The sequence below is a fragment of the Rhodococcus sp. KRD175 genome (genome assembly GCF_017168275.1).
GTDB lineage: Bacteria > Actinomycetota > Actinomycetes > Mycobacteriales > Mycobacteriaceae > Rhodococcoides > Rhodococcoides fascians.
In genome coordinates this window covers 465,611-487,610 of record NZ_JABFAQ010000007.1, presented here as the reverse complement: position 1 = coordinate 487,610, position 22,000 = coordinate 465,611, and the positions used below count along the sequence as shown (strand labels likewise).

Annotated in this window: 20 protein-coding genes, 1 pseudogene and 1 riboswitch; of the genes and pseudogenes, 11 read left to right on the top strand and 10 right to left on the bottom strand. The window is 63.5% G+C overall.

All coding sequences use genetic code 11. The features are described from left to right. Window positions 1–21: 21 nt before the first annotated feature. Window positions 22–702: a HemK2/MTQ2 family protein methyltransferase gene (locus J1M81_RS14500; protein WP_206498235.1), complete on the bottom strand. Its 681-nt coding sequence runs from the start codon at window positions 700–702 to the stop codon at window positions 22–24. 1,149 nt (window positions 703–1,851) lie between these two features. On the opposite strand from J1M81_RS14500, the gene J1M81_RS14495 reads away from it, so the two are divergent. Beyond that, window positions 1,852–2,310, top strand: a complete 459-nt coding sequence (locus J1M81_RS14495) for an SRPBCC family protein (protein WP_206498234.1) — start codon at window positions 1,852–1,854, stop codon at window positions 2,308–2,310. A gap of 255 nt (window positions 2,311–2,565) precedes the next feature. Next, on the top strand, window positions 2,566–2,940 hold the full coding sequence (locus J1M81_RS14490; protein WP_230592961.1) for a hypothetical protein: 375 nt from the start codon (window positions 2,566–2,568) through the stop codon (window positions 2,938–2,940). A 73-nt stretch (window positions 2,941–3,013) separates the two neighbouring features. On the opposite strand, the gene J1M81_RS14485 is transcribed toward J1M81_RS14490, so the two are convergent. The 3 genes from J1M81_RS14485 to J1M81_RS14475 are packed head-to-tail and all read right to left on the bottom strand — an operon-like array spanning window position 3,014 to window position 5,839. Continuing rightward, complete coding sequence (locus J1M81_RS14485; protein ID WP_241258052.1) at window positions 3,014–4,018, bottom strand: ABC transporter substrate-binding protein; 1,005 nt, start codon at window positions 4,016–4,018, stop codon at window positions 3,014–3,016. Window positions 4,019–4,028: 10 nt separating this feature from the next. Then, a complete protein-coding gene (locus J1M81_RS14480) occupies window positions 4,029–4,802 on the bottom strand; it encodes an ABC transporter ATP-binding protein (RefSeq protein WP_032399496.1) in 774 nt (257 codons plus the stop codon). Then, a complete protein-coding gene (locus J1M81_RS14475) occupies window positions 4,802–5,839 on the bottom strand; it encodes an iron ABC transporter permease (RefSeq protein WP_032399536.1) in 1,038 nt (345 codons plus the stop codon). Before J1M81_RS14475 ends, J1M81_RS14480 begins: the two co-directional genes overlap by 1 nt. A 125-nt stretch (window positions 5,840–5,964) precedes the next feature. Continuing rightward, a riboswitch (cobalamin riboswitch) is annotated at window positions 5,965–6,189 on the bottom strand. 175 nt (window positions 6,190–6,364) lie between these two features. On the opposite strand from J1M81_RS14475, the gene J1M81_RS14470 reads away from it, so the two are divergent. After that, on the top strand, window positions 6,365–7,393 hold the full coding sequence (locus J1M81_RS14470; RefSeq protein WP_032370179.1) for an LLM class flavin-dependent oxidoreductase: 1,029 nt from the start codon (window positions 6,365–6,367) through the stop codon (window positions 7,391–7,393). Between the two features lie 17 nt (window positions 7,394–7,410). Here the strand turns inward: J1M81_RS14470 and J1M81_RS14465 are convergent, their stop codons facing one another. Continuing rightward, entirely contained in the window at window positions 7,411–8,118 is a 708-nt protein-coding gene (locus J1M81_RS14465; RefSeq protein ID WP_032368246.1) for an enoyl-CoA hydratase-related protein, read from the bottom strand. A 116-nt stretch (window positions 8,119–8,234) separates the two neighbouring features. On the opposite strand from J1M81_RS14465, the gene J1M81_RS14460 reads away from it, so the two are divergent. Then, entirely contained in the window at window positions 8,235–8,504 is a 270-nt protein-coding gene (locus J1M81_RS14460; protein WP_027497643.1) for a Rho termination factor N-terminal domain-containing protein, read from the top strand. Window positions 8,505–8,506: 2 nt separating this feature from the next. Here the strand turns inward: J1M81_RS14460 and J1M81_RS14455 are convergent, their stop codons facing one another. Then, on the bottom strand, window positions 8,507–8,995 hold the full coding sequence (locus J1M81_RS14455) for an SRPBCC family protein (RefSeq protein ID WP_206498233.1): 489 nt from the start codon (window positions 8,993–8,995) through the stop codon (window positions 8,507–8,509). Window positions 8,996–9,043: 48 nt separating this feature from the next. Continuing rightward, complete coding sequence (locus J1M81_RS14450) at window positions 9,044–10,732, bottom strand: nitroreductase/quinone reductase family protein (RefSeq protein WP_206498232.1); 1,689 nt, start codon at window positions 10,730–10,732, stop codon at window positions 9,044–9,046. Between the two features lie 113 nt (window positions 10,733–10,845). On the opposite strand from J1M81_RS14450, the gene J1M81_RS14445 reads away from it, so the two are divergent. Beyond that, window positions 10,846–11,442, top strand: coding sequence for a TetR/AcrR family transcriptional regulator (locus J1M81_RS14445; RefSeq protein WP_241258050.1), 597 nt, complete (start codon window positions 10,846–10,848; stop codon window positions 11,440–11,442). 78 nt (window positions 11,443–11,520) lie between these two features. Continuing rightward, window positions 11,521–13,141, top strand: a pseudogene (locus J1M81_RS14440) (MFS transporter). Here the strand turns inward: J1M81_RS14440 and J1M81_RS14435 are convergent. From J1M81_RS14435 to J1M81_RS14425, 3 genes are all read right to left on the bottom strand, one after another. Next, the gene (locus tag J1M81_RS14435; protein WP_045841308.1) at window positions 13,134–14,030 is read right to left on the bottom strand and encodes a glucose 1-dehydrogenase; all 897 of its coding nucleotides are present in this window, start codon (window positions 14,028–14,030) and stop codon (window positions 13,134–13,136) included. The pseudogene J1M81_RS14440 and the gene J1M81_RS14435 overlap by 8 nt on opposite strands. Window positions 14,031–14,174: 144 nt before the next feature. Further along, window positions 14,175–14,528, bottom strand: a complete 354-nt coding sequence (locus J1M81_RS14430) for an STAS domain-containing protein (protein ID WP_027497637.1) — start codon at window positions 14,526–14,528, stop codon at window positions 14,175–14,177. Between the two features lie 185 nt (window positions 14,529–14,713). Further along, complete coding sequence (locus J1M81_RS14425) at window positions 14,714–15,643, bottom strand: aldo/keto reductase family oxidoreductase (RefSeq protein WP_241258048.1); 930 nt, start codon at window positions 15,641–15,643, stop codon at window positions 14,714–14,716. 153 nt (window positions 15,644–15,796) lie between these two features. Between J1M81_RS14425 and J1M81_RS14420 the strand changes: the two genes are divergently transcribed. The 5 genes from J1M81_RS14420 to J1M81_RS14400 are packed head-to-tail and all read left to right on the top strand — an operon-like array spanning window position 15,797 to window position 21,970. Continuing rightward, window positions 15,797–16,813, top strand: a complete 1,017-nt coding sequence (locus J1M81_RS14420) for a LacI family DNA-binding transcriptional regulator (RefSeq protein WP_206498231.1) — start codon at window positions 15,797–15,799, stop codon at window positions 16,811–16,813. After that, window positions 16,810–17,817: a 2-hydroxyacid dehydrogenase gene (locus tag J1M81_RS14415; RefSeq protein WP_206498230.1), complete on the top strand. Its 1,008-nt coding sequence runs from the start codon at window positions 16,810–16,812 to the stop codon at window positions 17,815–17,817. The genes J1M81_RS14420 and J1M81_RS14415 overlap by 4 nt, the downstream gene beginning before the upstream one ends. Next, window positions 17,814–19,031 (top strand): D-mannonate dehydratase ManD, encoded by a 1,218-nt coding sequence (gene manD, locus J1M81_RS14410; RefSeq protein ID WP_206498229.1) that lies wholly within the window; start codon window positions 17,814–17,816, stop codon window positions 19,029–19,031. The genes J1M81_RS14415 and manD overlap by 4 nt, the downstream gene beginning before the upstream one ends. 4 nt (window positions 19,032–19,035) lie before the next feature. Continuing rightward, window positions 19,036–20,553, top strand: coding sequence for a mannitol dehydrogenase family protein (locus J1M81_RS14405; RefSeq protein ID WP_206498228.1), 1,518 nt, complete (start codon window positions 19,036–19,038; stop codon window positions 20,551–20,553). 52 nt (window positions 20,554–20,605) lie between these two features. After that, window positions 20,606–21,970 carry an MFS transporter gene (locus J1M81_RS14400; protein ID WP_206498227.1) on the top strand — a complete coding sequence of 455 codons (1,365 nt, stop codon included), beginning with the start codon at window positions 20,606–20,608 and terminating at the stop codon, window positions 21,968–21,970. Window positions 21,971–22,000 lie beyond the last annotated feature (30 nt).

Sequence of the window (22,000 nt, the reverse complement as noted above, 5' to 3'; positions counted from 1 at the left end):
ATGTTCGCTCGAGGGGACGAATTAGGTACCAATGTTTTTCTGGGCCAATATCACTGCCAACTCTTCGATCCGGCATCCTGGCACGATGAGGCCGTTGGCCTCCAGCCACGCGGCGCGCGCTAGCAAGACCGGTCCGAATCCGATGGTTTGCCTGGCCACGATCGATGCTGTCAAGCCTCCTTCCTCCATCATCGCAAGCGACTTCGGAACGTCAGCGTGTTCGGAATGGACCAGTAGGAGGAACCCGTTGTCGGACAGTAGGTCTGGAGCCGCACGACACAGTGGATCCAGGAACGCTCGCCCGTCCACCCCTGCATCCCACGCCACCGAGGGGCCTTCGGTGGGTGGTAGGTGCGCACTCGGTACATACGGGGGATTGCACAGTACGACGTCGTAGGGGCCGTGTGTCAGTGCGACGGAGAGGTCGCCCTGACGCGCTTCGATATCGAGGCCGAGTCGCCGCGCGGCAGCCCTCGTCGATTCGACCGCTGCCGGTGAGATGTCCACTGCCAGTACTCGATGAGCCCCGAGCGTCGCGGCCGTCAGGGCTTGAATTCCAGACCCCGTACACAGGTCCAGTACCCGTGAGTCGTTCGGAATGCCGCAGGCAAGGACGGCTTCGGCAAGCATGTGCGAGTCGTGCTGCGGTTCGTACACCGTCCCGTGTCCGAGTAGGAGCGGGTCTGACGCTGTGGACTTCATGGTGGATCCCCCCTTCGAGCCGACGGCGACAGTGTCGTCGGGTTATGCAGCTACTCCCGTCGATTGGCCCCTGCCCGCGGCAAATGCGCGCATCGACGTTTACCGCCACCTTCATACTACCGGGCGTGTAGTAGTTGGTGTCGCCTCCAGGAGAGGGTGATCTATCGCCCGCAGCTCATGCAGCTGACTCGGTCTCTTTGCTATCGGCACTATGTCGCGTCGCAAATGTGCGAGTTATCGGTCCGTGCGGTTCAGCAGGTAGTCCCGAAGTACGTAGTTTCAGAAGGTTCCGAACTCATCACTTTGAAACATGGTGGAGTCGAATATCCACGGCGGTCCGTTTAGACGGTGCAAGATCTTGCGGGACGTCAGTGGACTGGGAGCGGGTTGCTGAAGGTCATCTTTTACTCATTACTTTGGGTCGAACTCGCATGAACACAGACGGACACAGGTGGTCACTCGATTCGCCGAACACCCAGCTCAACGGGCCGATGATGGACGTGACTGCATCCACTTGAATTGTCATCTCTTGTACAGCGGGTCCGGGGTTCGAATCCCTGATGGCGCACAGCGAAATGCCCGTTCACCGAAGTTGGTGAACGGGCATTTTTGTTCGGTAGCCCGCGTCGTCAACCCATCTCGACCGTTTCCGCCGCTGAGTGCTCGGATCCAGTCGAGCGGCAGGGAGAAACAGTCAGCAACTCGGCCGGCCATCACATCCCTCCGAGTCGCGCTAGCCCTCGACAACTCGCAACCGGCTGTACTCGGCTCTGCCCTCCACTATTCGAGCGAGTCGCCGACCTGAAACTGTCCGCTGCGCAACAGTTCCTGAGTAAGTTCGATTCCAGTGTGGTTGACGATCATTGCTATGTAGACCTCCAGTGTGAAACAGGCCGTCGGGCATCGGACCCTCGCCGTCGGGGTCATCGCCAGCTTCACGCATGCGATCTCGCCAGGGGCTGTCAGGTTCGTCGAAACTCGGCCCGTCCTTCAGGAGCGCATCGAACATTGCCGTTCGAGCACCGTCGACCCACTGGGCGACATTGCTGTGGCCGACCTGAGTGGCGAACGTGAGGGCCACGCCACCGATCGACAGCGGTTCCATCAGCTCATCGGCCAACCCTGCCACCGACCTGCAAAGCTGTGCCCATGGCGTTCACCATCAGGCTCACGACTTCGATCGCGGCCAACCCCGCTGACGTGTTCGATCTGGAGTCGGATGCAATCGTTCACGCCGAGTCTCAGGGAGCGTACGGAGAGAGTGTGCGAGTCGATTCGAAGCGGAGTGCTCTTCGTTTGGGCGATGAAATCCATATTCGCTCCAGGCATCTCGGTGTGTGGTTCACCTTGACCAGCCGCATCACCGAGTACGAGCCCGCGAGATATTTCGTGGACGAGCAGGTCACCGGACCCTTTGCCTCGATGCGCCACGAGCATTTCTTTCTCGCACGCCGGGGTCATACGCAGATGGTCGACATCATGTCGGTCGAATTCCGTGGCGGACGACTCGGCGCTGCGATCCTGGATATTCCAGGCAAGCTGTATCTCCGGCGCGTCCTGTGCGTTCGGAACGCATACATCAAGAAGCGCGCCGAAGCGAAGCGTTGAGCGACGGCCGGTAGGGATCTGCAAAATTACACGGACACAACGGTTCTCGACCCTGTTTCTCGCCCCGTTCGGGTGCATTCGGTTCGAAAGATGCTGATCGGTATTTTTTGATGCAGACTGGCAACTCGGACATACTTCACGCGAACCAGGAGGATTGCCATGCGATCGACCAGTCGGATTCTGATCGGAGCGCTACTTTGTGCGCCAGCACTAGCGGCGTTTCCAGCGACGGCATCAGCGGCGCAATCGACAGACGTGACGTATGCGTTCGAGGTCGACGGATCGACGGTGACCAACACGATCACCAACAACTCCGGTAGCGACTTGGCCTGCGGCACATCGTTGGCTCCCGCACCGGGCGGAGTGCTGCCGCCGGTGTGGGAGGTCGTCGGTAACGGCCAGTCGCTGTATTCGACCGACGACGGGGGCCAGATCGGAATCAGCACCCAACACGTCACCGATATCCCGGCCGGCACCTATGTCGCGCTCGCATCGTGCGTAACCGAAGGCGTCGATCCGACGACAGCGTGGGTCTCCGATTACCCCGGGCTGCCCGACGTCCTCGCGACCCTGCCGTGGAACTCTTATACGGTGCAGCAGGCTTCTCCGATTGTGACGATCGAAGACTGAGCGCCTGCACTGGATTTGGGCCTCGGTAGCCGCAACTTGCCGAGGCATCGCTGCCGTCGGTTTCTGTGGGCGGTCAGCGGCCCTTGGATCGGAGGAAGTCCGCCACGGTGGTGACGGCGGCGGGGTTGCGTGGTCCTTCGACGAGCGCTGCGTAGGGGAGGGCAATGATGTTGTTCTCGCGTACGGCGGTGGTGCCGGACATCAGGGGTTGTGCGCGGAGTTGCGCGATCTTGGCGTCCACCGAATTCGACGGTCCGGCACCGTAATCGACGATGACGATGAATTCGGGGTCGCGTTGGGCTGCGGCTTCCCAGGACGCGGTGGTCCAGGAATCGTCGAGGTCGTCGAAGATGTTGCTGCCACCGGCTTCTCGGATGATCTGCGACGGAGCTGCGGTGCGGCCGGAGGTGAAGGGCTCGGGATCGGCGCTGTCGAACAGGAACACCCGCGCCGGGTCTCGGCCGTCCGGAGCCCCGGCGTTCGCGGCACCGATCTGGTTCTCGTAGTCGGTGACGAGTCGGTCGGCCCGGTCACGAACTCCGAAGAGGTCGCCGAGGTTTCGTAGGTCGGTGTAGAGCGCGTCGAGGGGCTCCATGACTCCGCGTGCAGTACTGCCGGGTTGCCGGCATGCTTCGGTGAGTTGGTAGGGAACTGCGCCTATGCTGCGAATCCAATCGGGAGTCACACCGGTCGACTCCTTGTAGCCATAATTCCAGCCGGCGAAAACGAAGTCCGGGTTCGCGGACTGAATCACCTCACGGGTGAAGGCGTCGGCCAGTTCAGGTGCCGCGTCGAAGTCGCTCCTCCACGGCGAGGAGTCGATGTCTCGCTCCTTGCCCGGGTAGCTGGTGTATCCGACGAGGCGGTCGGCGAGGCCGAGGGCGAACATCATCTCGGTGATGCCGGTGTCGTTGGTCAGTACCCGCTGTGGGGTACCGGTCACGGTCAGCGGCTCGCCGCAGTTGGTGACCGTCACCTGATCGCCACCCTGCTCGGTGGCTGTGTCGACCTGGGCTCCGCACGAACTGACCAGTGCTGCAACGGCGGTCGCGGCAATGGCGATCGTGCGGGCCGGCAAAAGAGGTGGGTCATCGAGTGTCCTTGTCGTCGAAGAGAACCTGGGGAACTCCCAGGCGTGGGTGGGTGACGATGTGTCCGCCGATCCCGAACCAGGTCGAGAGCACCTTCTCGGTCACGACTTCGTCGGGTGAACCCGCACAGACGATGCGGCCGGCGTGAAGTACGACCAAGCGGTCGCAGAATTGGGCGGCGATGTTCAGATCGTGAAGCGCGGCGATCACGGTGATCTGCAGGCTCGCAGCGGCGCTCAGCACTGCGTATTGGTGTCGTATATCGAGGTGATTGGTGGGTTCGTCGAGCACGAGCACGTTCGGTTGCTGGGCGAAAGCCCGTGCGATCAGAACACGTTGGCGTTCGCCTCCGGACAATGACAGGAACGATCGGTCCAACAGATGTTCCACGTCGGCGACGGTCGAGGCACGAGCGCACGCGTCGTCGTCTTGGGTGCGGTTGCGTCCGAACGTGGAGTTGTGTGGAAGACGTCCGGTGGCGACGACCTCGCGCGCGGTGAAGTCGAAGTGCATCGAGGAGTCCTGGGTGAGTGCTGCGACCTGACGTGCGTTCTCTCGCATGGTGATTGCGGTGATGTCGCGGCCACCTACCTCGATACGTCCGGTCGAGGGCTCGGTCGCTCGATACAGACACCGCAGCAGTGTCGACTTGCCGCTCCCGTTCGCGCCGACGATGCCGACGATGCTGCCGGCGTCCAGGCTCATGGTGATGTCGTCGATGATGCGGGTGCCGTCGATATCGACTGCGACGTCGTCGTAGTCGACGCGCATCAACGGTCGCCGATCATCGCGCCGCGGCGACGCATCAGCAGTACGAACGCCGGAACTCCGACTGCCGCGGTGATCGCCCCCAGGGGGAGCTCTTGCGGCGGTAGAACCGTTCGGGACACCAGATCCGCGGTGACGAGGAAAGCCGCACCCAGGACCGGGGTGATCACGACAAGCCTGCTGTGGTCGGCCCCGACCAGTAACCGTGCTAAGTGAGGGACGACCAGACCGACGAATCCCACTGCGCCACAGATGGATACGTAGCACCCTGTCATCGCCGCGGATGTCACGAAGAGAGTCAGCCGTAGCCGTGCTGCGTTCAAGCCCAGTGCCGCGCTGACTTCGTCTCCCATCGACAGCGCGTTGAGTCTGCGGGCCGTCAGAGCGGTCGCGGCTACTCCGGCCACGGTGACTGTGGCGGCCAGCGGGACGCTGGCCCAGGTAGCACCGGCGAGGCTGCCGAGCAACCAGAACATCACGCTGCGAGCGCCGTCGCCCTGAGGTGCCAGGAAGATCAGCACGGTCGTCATTGCAGAGAACCCGTATCCCAACGCGGTACCTGTCAGGACCAGGCGCAGTGGCACCAGCCCTACCGGGGAGCGTGCCATCAGATACACCAGGGCGGTTGCGGCGAGTGCGCCGAGGAACGCTGCACTCGAGAGGGCGTAGATGCCGAGGGCGCCGAACGTGCCGAACAGGACCACCGACGTCGCGCCTACCGATGCACCCGACGAGATTCCGAGAACGTAGGGGTCTGCGAGCGCGTTGCGCACCATCGCCTGCACCACCAGTCCGACCACTGCGAGACCTGCTCCGATGAGCGTCGCCAGCAACACCCGCGGCAGCCGAGAATCGACGACGATGCGGTAGTCGGGAACGTCACCGACGGTGATCGTGCCGCCGGACAGCTGGGCCCACAGATAGCCCATCGCGTCGGTTGCCGGGATGTGCGCGGCCCCGAACATCAGTGCCGACAGGGCTGACACTGCCCAGATCGCGGCGGCGAGCACAGTGAGGGGCAGGACCGATCTGGACTGCATGCGCAACTTTCTCCGCTGATCCCTGACCTGGCGACCTGCGAAAAGCACGGTATCCGAGGCGAATCCGCGCAGCGCGAACGACGACCTCGTCGACCGTGTCCCTCGGGATCGACAGGCGACCACGCCGGCGGCGCAGCCGCGGTGGCAGGTCTTCGGACTCGCGGACGCGCCGTCCGACCACGTGCTCGGACGATTCCTACTGGCGGTCGCTTCCCGGGACGAATCCCAGTGCTCGATGACCGCGGTCGTTTCCACTCACCGCTGCGGGGCAGTTCCGGATTTTCACCGGATTCCCTCTTACGATCCGATGACCAGCACGGCCATCGAAAACCAACGCCCACGCACGATAACAGCTCATGCGTGACGCGTTGCGTCGGTCGGCTTCGGTGCAAGTAATCGGATGTACTTCGCTGCGGATGAGGCGAAGCGTTGGGGAGAGTAGTAGTTTTCTGCCCACCGTCCACTGGAATAATTGAACCTTCATCGACGCTGATGGGTTCGTCATCCCGAATCGAGAGGTACCCAATGCACCTGGGCGTAGACAGCTTCGTCTCTTCCGTGACCGATCCGACCGACGGCCGCGTCATCGCGCCGGAGGAGAGGATGGGGCACCTACTCGAGGAGATCGCCCTCGCGGATCAGGTCGGTCTTTACTCGTTCGGCATCGGTGAGCACCATCGCAGCGAGTACTACGACTCCGCTCCGTCGATCATTCTGGCCGCAGCAGCCGCGCGCACCGAGAACATCCGGCTCGGCAGCGCGGTCAAGGTACTCAGTGCCGACGATCCGGTGCGAGTGTTCCAGGAGTTCGCCACTCTCGACCTGATCTCGAAGGGCCGGATCGATTTGGTGGTCGGCCGAGGCTCGTTCACCGAGTCTTTCCCACTGTTCGGACTCGACTTGGCCGATTACGATTCCTTGTTCGCCGAGAAGCTGGATCTCCTGCTGCAGATTCGCGACAACGAGGAGATCACGTGGTCCGGCCGGCACCGGCCGGCGCTGAACCGTCAGGGGATCTATCCTCGTCCGCTGCAAGATCCGCTACCCATCTGGGTCGGTGTCGGCGGCACCCCCGAATCATTCGCTCGTGCAGGGCTTTTGGGCCTACCCCTGATGATTGCCATCATCGGCGGAGAGCCGCGCCAGTTCGCGCCGCTCGTCGACCTGTATCGGCGCGCGGGCGCGCAAGCGGGTCACTCGCCGGAGAAGCTGAAAGTCGGATTGCACGTGTTCGGATTCGTCGCCGACACCACCGAGGCGGCAGCCGACACCATCTACCCGGGCTGGAACGAGATGTTCACCAAGATCTCTCGCGAGCGCGGGTTCGCTCGACCGAGCCGACAGCAGTTCGACGCCACGTCGGGACCCAACGGTGCGTTCTTCATGGGAGACCCGAAAACCGTGGCCGACAAGATCGTTCGGGTGAGCGAGCAACTCGGCGGTGTGGATCGACTGTCGCTGCAGATGACCAATCCGCGTCTCGCCCACGGTGATCTGTTGCGCGGCATCGAGCTACTCGGTACCGAGGTCGCTCCGCTGGTCGCCGACGCGTAAGCGGCAGCGAGCGAGAATCAGTTTGCGGCCCATTCCATTTCGTCCACACCGGCGACCGGAGTGGACAGCGAACGTATCTCGCTCGCATACATCGTGCGCTTGATTTCGCCGAGGACGGGGCCGCGGGTTCCGATCAAATCCGTTGCCCGCGAGAGTGCGTCGTCACGCAGCCGATCCTCGGTGGACACTGCGTCCACCAAGCCGAGGGCGGCTGCGTCCACTCCGCCGTAGCGTCGGCCCGTGGTCAGTGCTTCGTGGAACGTGTGCGGGGCGAGCTTGGCTCGGACCATGTCGACTGTTCCCGGGCTGTAGGTGGCACCGATGTTGACGCCAGGAAAGCACAGGAAGCCGCGATCGGAGCGCATGACGCGGTAGTCGTGTGCCATGACGAAAAATGCGGCACCCCCGTAGGTGTGCCCCTGCATGGCCGCCACCGTCTGCATCGGGAGGGTCAAGAACCGCACCAGCAGTTCCTGCACCGTTCCGATGAACCGGTTGATCTGGTCCAGGTTCTCGGCACCCCAGGACAAGTCGACTCCGGTGGAGAAGTACTTGCCGGTGGCCGTCGTGACCAGTGCAGTCGGGCCACTACTGGCTTCCACCTCGTCGAGCAGAGCGTTGACCTCGGCCACCCAATCCGGCCCCATCCGGTTCTCGGTGTCCTCGACGTCGCGAGTGCCGAGATTCAATACGAACACGTCCGCGACACGATCCAGGTATGGCATGTCCCGAAGGTACCCAGCTTTCGTTGTTCTACCCCACAGCGACAGAAGGCAAGTGTGTTTGCCGGCGGGAGCACCGGGTAGTTGTATCAGTACAAACGATCGAACGGAGGACCAGCATGCCCACCAACGATGACCAGCCCCAGCTCAAGGACCAGGATCTGTACGAGAAGCTCCGTGACGAAGGAAACTCGAAGGAGAAGTCGGCGCGCATCTCGAATGCCGCGGCCAACGAGGGCAGGAAGAACGTAGGCAAGAAGGGCGGCGAGTCCGGATCGTACGAGGACTGGACCGTCGACGAACTGACCGATCGAGCGAAGGAGATCGGCCTGGAGGGCTACTCCAAGCTGAACAAGAAAGAGCTGATCGAGGCGTTACGCAATCACTGACGTCATTCCGGCCGCAGAGACGAGTAGTACTCCTGCTGTGCGGGGTAGTAGTCGTCGAAGCTCGGCAGCGGTGCGGCGTCCCTGGATGCGATCAGCATGTCCAGGTAGTACTCCCAGCCCGGACCTATGTCGCCGATGCCGTCCGTGCTGTCGAGGCCGTGGGTCAGCACGACGAGTGTGTCGCAGCCCTTCTCGGTGAGCCTGACCTCGAGCGGCCAGCCGCCCTCGTCTGACATACGGACGGCCAGTCGTTGGGGCGGCTCGCAGGCGTCGATTGCCATGTCGGCGACGGGTTCGCCGTCCTCGAAGATCATGGTGACGCGGATGCTGTCGTCCGTCACTCGTTCCCAGGGCCCGAACCACAACGCGGTCCGAGAGGATTCGGTGAGGCTGGCCCACACATCCTCTCGTGACGCGGCGACGGTTCGGCTCAGCTCGAGGGCGTAGCCGGTCTCGGTCTCGCGCAGCGTGCCCGTGGGTATCGGTGCCATCGGGTCATTATGCGTCGTGCGACGATCCACCGTCGAGCACTCATCCTGTCAATCGGTGAAATCGATCCGCACAGATATCGGGTCTGTCTGGAGGGCGCGAAAACCTGCGCCGATGAGCCGCCCGAACAGTGGGTTCGCGGAAAAAGAGCGCGCTCGCGCACTGACGTCGTCCTCGGGCACGAACGTAGCTGTGCCCGCTCGCCAGCGATCGCCGACGCGAATCCTGATATGCGGCTCGTCGCCGATGTTGGCTCCCCAACCGGACCTGGTTCCGTGCTGGGAGATCACCCACGCTCCCGCCCGGTCGAACGATGCAGAGACCGGCACCTGCCGGCGCAGACCGGATCGACGGCCCACGGTCTCGATATCGGTGACCAGCGATGTCCTGACTCCGACGGACGCCAGCCCGTTCACGAGCGGGTTGGCGATGTGCTTTCCGATCCACCGCTCCCGGCGGAACTTCGCAGCTGCGGCGGACGCCGTCGTGGTGCCCCCGGCGCGCCGACTGCGAAACGCGTCCCAGCCGTTGCGCTGCACCATTGCTATCGCTGTTCGCCAGGCGGGGCGTCCCGAATCGGGTTGCTTTCCATCGCCGATGAGCTGCAGTTGGTCGGTGTGCCACTGCAAGTCCAGAGCGCCGTTGATCTGTTTGAAAGCACCAGCTTTCGACGGAACTCGCAACGCGACGAGCGGAGTCTCGACCCGATCCAGTGAGCCGTCGACCAGTGAACGGGCTACTGCCGGGGCGAGAGCAGTCGGGCGACCGAGACCGACGACGTCGCACTCTCCCGATCGTACGGCCGCACTCATCACCGAGCGGGTGCGGAAACCACCGGTCACTGCAAGTGGAACGCTCTCGGCTGCGTCGCGCACCGTGTGGGCGTATTCCAGGAAGTAGGCTTCGCGATCGCGAGTGCTGGAGGTGCCCATCATCGCGGGTGATTCGTAACTGCCGCCACTGATTTCGATCAGATCGATCGCTTCCTCGACGAGATGTTCGACGGTGATGCGAGATTCCTCTTCGCTGAATCCGCCGCGCTGGAAGTCTGCGGAGTTCAGTTTGATTCCCACTGCAAAGCCGGGGGACACGGCCGCTCTGATGGCGCGCACGACGTGAAGAACGAATCGCATCCTGCCGTCGAGGTCTCCGCCCCACGCGTCCTCGCGTCGGTTCGACAGTGGTGAGAGAAACTGGGACACCAGGTATCCGTGGGCACCGTGGAGCTGCACACCATCGAAGCCGGCCGCCTCCGCTACCGACGCGGCCAGGGCGAACCTGTCGATGATGTCTCGAATCTCGTTCTCGCTCAACGCACGCGGTGTCGGTAGCCCGGGTACGCCGGACGCGATGGCAGACGGGGCGACGGGCGTGGCACGGGTGACGATCGGATTGGCCTGTCTTCCAGGGTGATTGAGCTGCACCCAGATGGGGACGCCACCGTCGGAGGTCGATTTCGCCCAGCGCGCCAGCGCATCGTGGTCGCGGTCGTCTTCGATGACGACGTTGCCGGGTTCGCCCAGGTGAGATCGGTCGACCATCACGTTGCCGGTCACCACCAATCCGTAGCCACCCGCGCCCCAACGGCGGTACAGCGTTTCGAGCCGGGTATCGGGCGCGTGCTCGGCAGTCCCAAGGCCCTCGCTCAAGGCCGCTTTCATCACGCGGTTCGGAAGGGTCTGCCCGCAGGGAAGTGGGAGCGGGGTGCTCAGTTCGACGACGTCGGTCTCGGTGGGCATGGCGTGACTCCGGTTCAGCGATAGCGTGACGGGATATGATTGCCGTCATAGTCACACGCGACTGTAGATGTAACTCGGTGTCACGTCAATGATCGTGTTCGGAAAGGTGATGGATGGCGAATCGAAGCAGTGCTCGTGAGGACATGCTGCGCAGTGCTGCGCAGTTGTTTCGGCAGCGCGGAGTCGAAGCGACTTCGTTGGCCGACGTCATCGAGCACGCAGGTGCGCCGAGAGGCTCGATCTATCACCACTTTCCACGGGGCAAGCCTCAACTGGTCGAGGAGGCCACGCGAACGGCCGGCGCGGCGATGGGGGCAATGATCTCCGAGGGGTTGGCTCAGGTCGGGCCGGCGGCGACGGTGCGCGCGATCATCGAGGGCTTTCGCAGTGAACTGTCGAGCACCGATTTCGTGTCCGGTTGCCCCATTGCTCCTGCCGCACTCGAGGGGGCGAACGCCCCCGGTGCCGTCACCGCGGCCGGGGAGTCGTTCTCGTCGTGGGAAGACACGATCGCCGCATCGCTCTGGCAGCACGGGTTGACGAGAGAGCGGGCCCAGGCGCTCGCGACGTTCTCCATATCGGCGATCGAGGGTGCGCTGATCGTGGCGAAAGCGCAGCGATCGACCACCGCGCTGGATCGGACCGAGGGGGAGTTGTTGGCTCTGCTCGACGCGGTCCTGGACGCAGTGGGTGGGCAGAGTTCCCGATAGCGAGTATTGCGATAACGCCGAGTTACAGTTACTTTCCCTTCAGGAACTATGTCGACCGTCATAGCCGGAGGGGATCTCATGCCGTCACTCACCACTTCTCGACACCGCGTAGAGGGTACGAAGCTTCGCGGCCGATATCTGGCTCTACTCGTGATCTGCGCAGCGGAGCTGCTCGTCGTACTGGACAACACCGTCGTCAACGTCGCCCTGCCGTCGATGGGCTACAGCTACGCGCCGACATCAGCGGCTTGCAGTGGGTGGTCGACGCCTACACGCTGACGTTCGCGGGATTGCTGCTCGCTTTCGGCCACCTCGGAGACCGATACGGGCGCAAGAAGGTGATGATCATCGGCCTGGCGGGCATTGCGCTGATGTCGGTGGGCGGCGCGGTCGCCGCCGACCTCGGGCAGGTCGTTGCCGCCCGCGCCGCGATGGGAGTCTGTGCGGCGGCGGTCTTTCCGGCCACTTTGGCTCTCATCATCAATATCTTCACCGACGCCAAAGAGCGAGCGCTGGCCATCGCAGCGTGGACGGCGATGGCAGGTTTCGCCATCGCCATCGGTCCGACAGCGGGCGGCTTTCTGCTCGAGCACTTCTCGTGGCATTCGGTGTTCTGGATCAATGTTCCGGTTGCCCTGCTCGTTCTGTTGGCCGCACTGGCCTGCGTTCCGGAGTCGAGAGCCGAACATGTGGGCAAGTACGACCCTGTCGGAATCGTGCTGTCGTTGACGGGCATCACGGTCGTGGTGTGGGCGATCATCGAAGCGCCGCACAACGGTTGGTTGTCACCGGCGAGCGTCGGAGGCTACATCGCCGGATGCGTCGCGCTTGCTGCGTTCGTGTGGTGGGAGTTGCGAACACCGTCTCCGGTACTGGACCTGAATCTGTTCCGAATCAGACGATTCTCGCTGCCCGCCTTGGCCATTGCTGTGGGGTACTTCAGTATGTTCGGCTTCCTGTTCATGATCACCCAGTATTTTCAGGGTGTCATGGAACTGACGCCGTTGCAGTTCGGCGTTCATTCACTGCCGTTCGCAGTATCCATCGCGGTCGGAGCACCACTGGCCACACTGATCGCGCAGCGAATAGGAACGACAGCCGTCATCGTCTTCGGACTCGTCGTGATGAGCATCGGCATGTTCATTGCGGGCCAGGTCGAGGTCGAAACGCCGTACCTGGGACCGGTCGTCGTCTCGATGATCTTGATGGGCCTCGGGTTGGCGATCGTGCAAGGCCCGGCCACCGAATCCATCATGTCGTCGGTGACGCTCGACGAAGCAGGTGCGGGCTCGGCGGTGAACGACACCACCCGTGAGGTGGGTGGAACACTCGGCGTCGCGGTGCTGGGCTCGATCGTCGCGTCGATCTACACCACGAAAGTGGCCCCCGAATCGACGCCATTCCCGATGCAATCATGGAGCCCTACCAGAAGGCCTTTGCCCGTGAGACCGTCGTCAGCGTCATCGAAATCGTCGAAGCGCCGACCAACCCGATCTTCGCGACGCAGAAGGCGGAGCTCGTGTATGCGATGAAAGCCGCGTCTCTGGAGGGATTTCAGCTCGCGTCGTTCGTCACCGTCGGGGCCGCCATGGCATGCGCGATCGCTGTGGCGCTCTTCTTGCCATGGCGGCGACCCGAAGGAGACGGGGTGCTGTTGGCGTGGCGGGCGTCGAAGTCCGAAGACCCCGAGATCAGTTGAACGGGGTGCCCCCGGTGACCGCAATGGTCTCGCCTGTGATGTAGCTGGACTCGTTCGAGGCCAAGAAGACGTAGGCCGGAGCCAACTCCGCGGGCTGGCCCGGGCGGCCCAACGGAACCGTCTCGCCGAACTCGCCGTACTTCTCGGCAGGCATGGTCGCAGGAATCAGGGGAGTCCAAATAGGTCCGGGCGCAACGGCATTGACTCGAATGCCGCGGCCGGCGAGGTCGCCGGCCAGGCCCTTGGTGAATGCGACGATGCCCGCCTTGGTGGTGGCGTAGTCCAGCAACTCCGGCGACGGATTCGATGCCTGAATCGAGGTGGTGTTGATGATGGTGGCGCCCGCACCCATGACGGCGGCGGCGTGCTTCGAAATCCAGAACAAGGCATACAAGTTGGTCTTGAGCACACGGTCGAACTGGTCGGTGGTGATATCGGCGATGCCGCCCATCTGGGCCATCTGGAACGCGGCGTTGTTGACGACGATGTCGAGGCCTCCGAGAACCTCCACGGCAGTGTCGACCAACTTGGTGCACTGCGTTTCGTCGGTGAGGTCGCAGGCGATCGCTCGGCCCGACCGTCCAGCGGCTTCGATCAGGTCGACGGTCGCTTGGGCATCGGGGCCCTCGGATTCGAGATGAGCAATGACGACATCGGCACCTTCTCGTGCGAATGCCAGCGCCACCGCTCGTCCGATCCCGGAATCACCACCGGTGATCAACGCTTTTCGGCCGTGCAACCGATCCGAACCCCGGTACGACTTCTCGCCGTGATCCGGTGCGGTGACCATGTCGCGAGTCAATCCCGGATGCTCGAGCTCGGGCTGGTCGTCCCGATCGGGCATGGAGAAAGCAGTGGTGGGGTCGCTCTTGGTGAACTGGTCGGACATTGTCGATCCTTGCCTCGTGTGAAGAGGACCCATTGCGGCAAAACGAAAGCCGCCCCAGTTCTCGAGACGATTCACGGTCGTTACCGACTGGAGCCGCTGTCCACACGAGGTTTGCCGGTTGTACCGGCACGCAAACCTTGCGAATCAGCGCGCGGAGGGATCTTCCCCGATGAAGCTCGCACCCACCGCATCGAGCACCCGGCGCGCCGGCCGGGTAGGAGCGAAGACCTCGACGCGTCCGTCGGAACGTTCGACAGCATCGACGATCACGCTCGCGGCACCCGAGTACATGAAGTCCACCGCCGACAAGTCCAGCAGCACAACTGCATTGCCCCGTAGGGCACCGTCGAGGGCGTTCACCAAATCTGCTCGTGCACTCATGTCCAGCTCGCCGACGGCGCGAACAACGGTCAGATCGGGGGAGTAGGACTCGATACCGATCGAGTGGCGTCGAGCGGGGGCGGTGGAGCGAACATCGGTGAAATCGGAAACAGTCACGGTGCGAACCTCTCAGTTCGGGTGGCCTATCGAACCGGCGTGCTCGGTGTGGAACCCGAGGGCTGCAGGTTCCGGTGCACGCTGTCCGGTAATCCTGACAGCGCAACATCACCGAACCGAGCCTGCAACATCACGAATTCGTCGCTACTTGGTAACGGCAAGGTAACGCAGTTCGATGCCCGGCATCAGGGCAGTGTGTGACCCGCTGCGCGGAACAGGCCGTACCATTCCGCCCTGGTCAGGCGGATGTCCGACCCCGTAGCGGCCTCTGCTATCCGATCCGGCGTGGTGGTCCCCAGGACCACCTGAATGTCGGCCGGGTGGCGTGTTATCCACGCGACCGCTATCGCGGACGGTGTCGTGTCGTATCGGCCGGCAATGTCGTCGAGCGCATCGTTGAGGGCAGGGTAGTTCTCGCGATCTCCGACGAACACACCCGACGAGGTCCCGCTCTGGAGCGGCGACCACGCTTGCACGGTGATGCCGCGTGCCCTCGCGTAGTCGAGCAACCCGTTGTCACGATCCACCGACTGGTCCAGCGCGCCGATGTTGGCGGTCAGGCCCGCAGCGATCAGCGGCGAATGGACGACGCTCAACTGCACTTGATCGAACAGAAGTGGTTGTGTGACTGCCGTTTCGAGCAATTCGATCTGACCGGGAGTGTGATTCGAGACGCCGAAACCGAGCACCTTGCCCGACGTGTGCAGTGTGTCGAATGCCGCCGCGACCTCGTCGGGCTCGACCAGGCTGTCCGGTCGATGCAGCAGCAGGGTGTCGAGATGATCGACGCCGAGAGCCGAGAGCGAACCCTCGACGGTCGACACGATGTGGTCTTCCGAGAAGTCGAAATAGCCGTCGCGAATGCCGACCTTGCTCTGAATGCTGACGCGCTCACGCTGCGACGGAGTGAGTGTCACCGCTTGTCCGAAGCGCTCCTCGCACCCGTGGGGTCTGCCGCCGTAGATGTCGGCGTGATCGAAGACGGTCACTCCCACGTCCAGGGCGGTGTCGACCAACCTGCGAATCCTGTCGTCGTCCAGGTCGAGGATGCGCATGAACCCGAGGACGATGCTCGACACGGTTGTGCCGGTCTGGGGGTGCGTAAAGGTGCGCAAGGTGAGTCTCCCTCTGTGCGGACGTGGTCGAAGTCGAGTGTGTCAAACCGCGGACCCAGTACGCCCGGGCCTCTGTTGCGCAAGGCGTTGACAATATTGCGCAACTTCTGCCATCGTTGTGCTCGGCATCACAAAGATCCCAGGAGGTGAACCGTGGCACCCACGCTCACGCAGGTCGCACAACGAGCAGGTGTGTCGCTGTCGACGGCATCGCGCGCCTTCAGCAACCCGGATCGAATCGGGGCGGACACGTTGGCTCGGATCATCGCCGTCGCCGACCAGATCGGCTATGTCGCGGCCTCGGGGCGCTCCTCCGACACCCGCGTCTCGGCGACGACGGTCGCAGTCGTGGTACCCGACATCGGCCACACCGTCTTCGCCAGCTTCGTCAAGTCCGCGCAAGCGCAGGGCTGGCATCGCAGACAGACCATCGTCCTCACCGACACCGACGGAAGCGCAGACCGTGAGCGTGAAGTGATCGGTGACCTGCAGGGCCGAGTCGACGCTCTGATCGTCTGTGCTCCACGACTACCGGCCGAGGACATCGTGCAGCTGGCGGGCGACACACCGCTGGTGCTGGTCAACCGATCCTCCAGCGAATGCGATTGTGTCGTGGCCGATTCCGAGGACGGTATCCGGCAGGCCGTCGATTACCTGGCAGCTCTCGGTCACACGCATCTCGCGTACGTCCAGGGATCACCGCAATCGTGGTCCAACGAGCGACGCGTCGACGCCGTCGAACAGTTCTGCGCAGCACGAGGAATCGTGCTCGATGTACTGGGGTGGCAGCAGGAGACCTTGGCCGGCGGCCATGCTGCGGCTGCCAGCGTCGTCGCCACGGGTGCGACCGCCGTCATGACCCACAACGACCCCATGGCCATCGGCGTCATGAACGGGGTCCGGTCGATGGGCCTGGCAGTACCGGAACACCTCAGCGTCATCGGCATCGACGATTCGCCCCTGGCCGAACTCGCGCATCCCGCTCTGACGAGTATCAACGTTCCGATGGGCCGTGCAGGTCTGGTGTCCTCCGATCTGGTGTTCCAGCGGGCAGCCGAACCGGAGTCGTCGCCCAGAACCATCCACCTCCCTACCCAACTCGTGGTCCGCGGCTCATCGGGGCCCGCTCGGATTCGCACTCTCGCACCAGGAAAGGACGACTCGAAATGAAGGTCGTCATCGCAGATTCCAACCTCCTACCGCATCGTGGCCGCTTCGAGAGCCGAGTCGCCTCCGATATCGAGCTGTCGTGGCACGAGAAGTTCGACGTCGATGCACTCGTCGCGGACATCGCCGATGCGACCGTGTATGTCGGCGGAAAGTTCCCGGCCGTTCTGGCGGAGGCGGCACCCGATCTGCAGCTGGTGCACGTTGCGGGGGCAGGCACGGACGGCGTTTCCTTCGACGACCTGAGCGCTCGGACATTGGTGGCCAACACTTTTCACCACGAACGCTCGATCGCCGAATACGTCGTAGCCACCGCCGTCGTGCTCCGGCGCGGGTTTCTCGGCCAGGACCGCCTCATGCGGGAGGATCGGTGGGCGTCACCGGTGTACGACCGCACGCTTCGGCAGTCGACTTCGCTGGGTTCGGCAACGGTGGGATTCGTGGGCTTCGGTCATATCGGTGCGCAGTCGTGGCAGTTGCTGCGGGCCTTCGGTTGCCGGGGCATCGCGGTCACAGGAAGCGGATCGGTGAACGCTGCCGAGAACGGATTGGCCTGGGCCGCATCGACCGATCGTCTGTCCGACCTGATGACCGAAGCAGATGTCGTCGTGGTGTCCGCACCACTGAACGAGCGCACCACCGGCATGATCGGCGATACCGAACTCGCAGCTCTCGGACCGGACGGCGTGCTGATCAACGTCGGGCGCGGCCCCCTCGTGCAGCAGGATGCACTGTTCGACGCGCTGTCCGCCGGATCGCTCGGCAGCGCCGCCATCGACGTCTGGTACGACTACCCGTCGGCCGACGGCATCGGTGCCCCCTCGCGTCATCCGTTCCACACACTGCCCAACATCCTGATGACACCCCATTCGTCCGGCATCACACGCGAAACCTTCGAGGGTCGGGTCGACGACATCACCGCCAACATCGGTCGACTCGCCGCGCGCGAACCGTTGACCGATGTCGTTGCCGGAGAGAACTTCACGGAGAAGGCAGAGCACTCGTGACCGACACGATCGTTGCTGCCGACGTCATCGTCTGCAGCCCTACTCGTAATTACGTCACGCTCAAAGTGACCACCGCAGACGGCGTCGTCGGCTACGGCGACGCGACCTTGAACGGCAGAGAACTCGCGGTGGCGTCGTACCTGCGAGATCATGTCGCGCCGCTTCTCATCGGCCGAGATCCCGCACGCATCGAGGACACCTGGCAATACCTCTACCGCGGTGTCTACTGGCGCCGTGGGCCGGTGACGATGGCCGCGATCGGTGCCGTCGACCTCGCCTTGTGGGACATCAAGGGCAAATCCCTCGGGCAACCCGTCTACCAGCTGCTCGGTGGAGCCGTCCGCGACCGCATTCTCTCGTACACCCACGCCACCGGCTGGGACACGTCGGAATTGATCGATTCCGTCGATCGACGCCGAGCACAGGGTTTTCGCGCCGTGCGGGCCCAATCGGGTGTTCCCGGCCTGGAGTCCGTGTACGGAGTGCACCGAGGCGCGCAGGGATACGAACCCGCAGGCCGTGGTGCCGTTCCCGTCGAAGAGGTCTGGGATACCGATGCGTATCTCAATCACGTTCGCGGGGTGCTCGCAGCGGTGCGTGACCACGTGGGATCCGAGCTCAAGCTGTTGCACGACGCGCACCACCGGCTGACACCGCAACAGGCTGCGCGACTGGGCAAGTCGCTCGAGGACGTCGATCTGTTCTGGCTCGAGGACGTCACCACCGCCGAGGATCAGAGCGCCCTGCGGCTGGTGCGTCACCACACCACGACCCCGCTCGCGATCGGTGAAGTGTTCAACACCATCTGGGACTGCCAGCAGTTGATCTCCGAGAAGCTGATCGATTTCATTCGGGTGGCCATCGCGCATGCCGGCGGTATCAGTCATGTCCGAAAGATCTTCTCGCTGGCCGAGGTACACCAGGTTCGTTGCGGACCGCACGGGCCCTCCGACGTCTCGCCGATCACCCTCGCCGCGAGCGTGCACCTCGGAATGGCCACTCCGAACTTCGGCATTCAGGAATTCATGGGCTACGACCCACTGGTCGACGAGGTGTTCCCACACGCATGGTCGTTCGCCGACGGCTACCTGACCCCCGGTGACGCCCCCGGCCTCGGCGTCGACATGGACGAGTCGTTGGCGGCGCGGTACCCGTACGAGCCCGCGTATCTCCCCGTCGCTCGCCGCCTCGACGGCTCGATGACGGACTGGTGACGAGATGAGCGAATCCAGACTGTCTCGTTCGGCACTCGCTTGCTCGGGGGCCGTCCCAGCACGACCGGACGGCACCGGAATCGTCCATCTGGGGCTGGGCAACTTCCATCGCGCGCATCAGGCCGTGTACACCGCTGCGGCACTGGCACAGGACGGCGGCTCGTGGGGAATTCTGGGTGTAGCGAACAGATCTCGGACGATTGTCGATGCCATGCTCGCTCAGGAACTGCTCTACGGCGTCGTCGAGATATCGCCGTCGGGTTCAAGGGTGAGCGTGCCCGGAGCGCACACGGGAGCCATGGTCGCCGCCGACGACCCCGCCGCCGTCGTACGGGCCATTGCGGACGAGGACGTCCGAATCGTGACGATCACCGTCACCGAGTTGGGCTACACGCTGTCGTCCCGGACGGGCTCCCTCGACCTCGAATCGACTGCAGTGCAACAGGACCTGCAGCGGCCGGAAACGCCGACGACCACGGTGGGGCAGCTCGCGAGGGCTCTGGCGATGCGGGCACGAACGCACGGGGCTCCCATCACCGTGGCCAGCTGTGACAACCTGTTGGGGAACGGTGATCGCACCGCTGTACTCGTGCGTCAGTTCTTGGACCGTTGCGGTGCGGACGACGTGCTCGAGTGGCTGGCGGCGGCGGTGACGTTCCCCAACTCCATGGTCGATCGCATCGTTCCGTCCAGCAGTGCGTTGTACGACGCCGAGTCCACCGCCGAGCTGGGCGCTGTGGACACCATTGCCGTGCCGGCGGAGCCGTTCACGATGTGGGTGATGGAGGACGAGTTCGCCGCAGGACGTCCCCGCTGGGAAGCCGGTGGTGCCGTGTTCACCGAGGATGTCGAACCGTACGAACTGATGAAGGTTCGACTGCTCAACGGAACCCACTCTCTCATTGCCTATCTCGGCGCACTCGACGGTCGCGCGACAATTCCGGACTCGATCGGTCGCCCGTTCGTGGAGGCCGCAGCTCGAGCGGTGTTGGTCGACGAATACCTCCCGACCGTGCCCGTTCCGGACGGGGTGGATATCGACGACTACATCGCCCAGCTGTTCGTGCGGTGGTCCAACTCCGCTCTGGGGCACAAGACCGCGCAGGTCGGTTCGGACGGCTCGGCGAAGCTCGCGCAGAGGATCCCGGACCCAGCGCTCCACCACCTACGAAACGGTGTTGTACCGCAACACCTTTCCTTGACCATCGCCGCCTATCTCTGCTGCGTGTGCCCGCCCGACGGTTTCGACCCGGGCCCGCATGCGCATGCGATGGCCGACCCTGCACGTGCGCGTTTGGCAGGACTTGCCGCTTCGGCAGCGTCCAGTGAGGATTTCGTCCGCTCGGTTCTCGAACGCGGCGACATACTCCCCATCGAGTTGGCGCAGTTTCCCGAATTCATCACACGCACAGCGGAATTGATGGATACTGTTGTTCGTCACGGTCCGATGGCCGCAGCCGTCGAAGCGGCGAGTTCTTCGCTCCGCCCCGTCGTCACGGCATCCCGGACCACACTCGACTGACTCATTCTCCTTCCTTCGTTCGGCCGAGGCCGAAACTCACCCGAGGACAACCATGGACACGACCACAGAACCGTCAGATTCTCCCAGAATCGCTCCGGCCCAACATGATCCGTCCGCCGTACGACGCGCAGCGTGGGCCGGCCTCATCGGAACCACACTCGAACAGTACGACTTCGTCATCTACGGCACGGCGTCCGCGCTGATCTTCAACAAGTTGTTCTTTCCCAACATCTCTCCGGCGGCCGGCATCATCGCCAGCTTCAGCGCGTACGCCGTCGGATTCCTCGCCCGGCCACTGGGTGGACTGTTCTTCGCACGCTACGGTGACCGGCTCGGTCGCAAGTGGGTTCTGGTCGCCACGCTGATGCTGATGGGCGGCGCGACCATGGCCATCGGTCTGCTGCCGACGTTCGAGCAGGTGGGACTACTGGCCCCGGTGTTGCTGGTCCTGTGCCGATTCTTCCAGGGCTTCGGCGCTGGTGCCGAACAATCAGGTGGCGCAACGCTTCTGACGGAAACGGCCGCGATCGGAAAGCGTGGCAGATTGGCCGCTCTTGTCATGACCGGCGCGGCGCTCGGCACCGCTCTCGGAGCCATCGCCTGGATCCTCGCCCAGTTGCTCCCCGACGATCAGCTCATGTCCTGGGGCTGGCGGATGGTGTTTCTCAGCAGCATCCTGGTCACCGTGGCCGCGTTCATCATCAGGCGCAAGCTCAACGAGTCACCGGTGTTCCAGGAGCTGAAGGCGGCCCAGGAGCGACCCAAGGCACCGGTGAAGGAAGTGTTCACCAACGGCAAGCGACCGCTGTTCATCGTCATGTTCATGACCGTCGGCATCAGCGCTCAGTCCTACACGTACCAAGTGTTCATGGCGTCCTACATGAAGAACGACATCGGCGTCGATCCCACGTTCATACCCAAGGTTCTGCTCATCGGCGCAATCTGCGGCGGCATCGCGGCCTGGGGCTTCGGATGGCTATCGGACAAGGTGGGTCGTAAGCCCGTGTACATCGGTATCGTCAGCCTGCTCGTCGTTCTTCCGGTTCCCACGTTCATGGCTCTCAGCACCGGTTCGCACGTACTGATCACCCTGGTGATGATCATCGGATTCATCCTGGCGTGCCAGGGGGCCGTCGGTGTCACGATGAGCTACTTCCCCGAGATCTTCGGGGCTCGATACCGGTACGCCGGAGTCACTCTCGGCCGCGAGTTCGCGTCCGTCTTCGGCGGCGGAATCGCTCCTCTGCTGTGCGCCGCACTGATCACCGCGTTCTCCGGATCCTGGGTCCCGGTCGCGGTCTACATGATGATCATGGCGGTCTCGGTGCTCGTCGCCGCATCCTTCGCACCGGAAACTCGCGATCGCGATCTGACCGATCCGGCCAACGCAACCGATCCGGTGTTCGACCGGGTCTGACCTGCCCACCTCGAACGGAACGGACGACAC

Excerpts from the sequence above, each read along its gene's own strand:
- J1M81_RS14455 (WP_206498233.1), bottom strand. The coding sequence starts at position 8,995 with ATGGCACCGATACCCACGGGCACGCTGCGCGAGACCGAGACCGGCTAC.
- J1M81_RS14445 (WP_241258050.1), top strand. The coding sequence starts at position 10,846 with ATGGCGAATCGAAGCAGTGCTCGTGAGGACATGCTGCGCAGTGCTGCG.
- J1M81_RS14460 (WP_027497643.1), top strand. The coding sequence starts at position 8,235 with ATGCCCACCAACGATGACCAGCCCCAGCTCAAGGACCAGGATCTGTAC.
- J1M81_RS14495 (WP_206498234.1), top strand. The coding sequence starts at position 1,852 with ATGGCGTTCACCATCAGGCTCACGACTTCGATCGCGGCCAACCCCGCT.
- J1M81_RS14435 (WP_045841308.1), bottom strand. The coding sequence starts at position 14,030 with ATGTCCGACCAGTTCACCAAGAGCGACCCCACCACTGCTTTCTCCATG.
- J1M81_RS14500 (WP_206498235.1), bottom strand. The coding sequence starts at position 702 with ATGAAGTCCACAGCGTCAGACCCGCTCCTACTCGGACACGGGACGGTG.
- J1M81_RS14470 (WP_032370179.1), top strand. The coding sequence starts at position 6,365 with ATGCACCTGGGCGTAGACAGCTTCGTCTCTTCCGTGACCGATCCGACC.
- J1M81_RS14465 (WP_032368246.1), bottom strand. The coding sequence starts at position 8,118 with ATGCCATACCTGGATCGTGTCGCGGACGTGTTCGTATTGAATCTCGGC.
- J1M81_RS14405 (WP_206498228.1), top strand. The coding sequence starts at position 19,036 with ATGAGCGAATCCAGACTGTCTCGTTCGGCACTCGCTTGCTCGGGGGCC.
- J1M81_RS14400 (WP_206498227.1), top strand. The coding sequence starts at position 20,606 with ATGGACACGACCACAGAACCGTCAGATTCTCCCAGAATCGCTCCGGCC.
- J1M81_RS14480 (WP_032399496.1), bottom strand. The coding sequence starts at position 4,802 with ATGCGCGTCGACTACGACGACGTCGCAGTCGATATCGACGGCACCCGC.
- J1M81_RS14415 (WP_206498230.1), top strand. The coding sequence starts at position 16,810 with ATGAAGGTCGTCATCGCAGATTCCAACCTCCTACCGCATCGTGGCCGC.
- J1M81_RS14475 (WP_032399536.1), bottom strand. The coding sequence starts at position 5,839 with ATGCAGTCCAGATCGGTCCTGCCCCTCACTGTGCTCGCCGCCGCGATC.
- J1M81_RS14450 (WP_206498232.1), bottom strand. The coding sequence starts at position 10,732 with ATGCCCACCGAGACCGACGTCGTCGAACTGAGCACCCCGCTCCCACTT.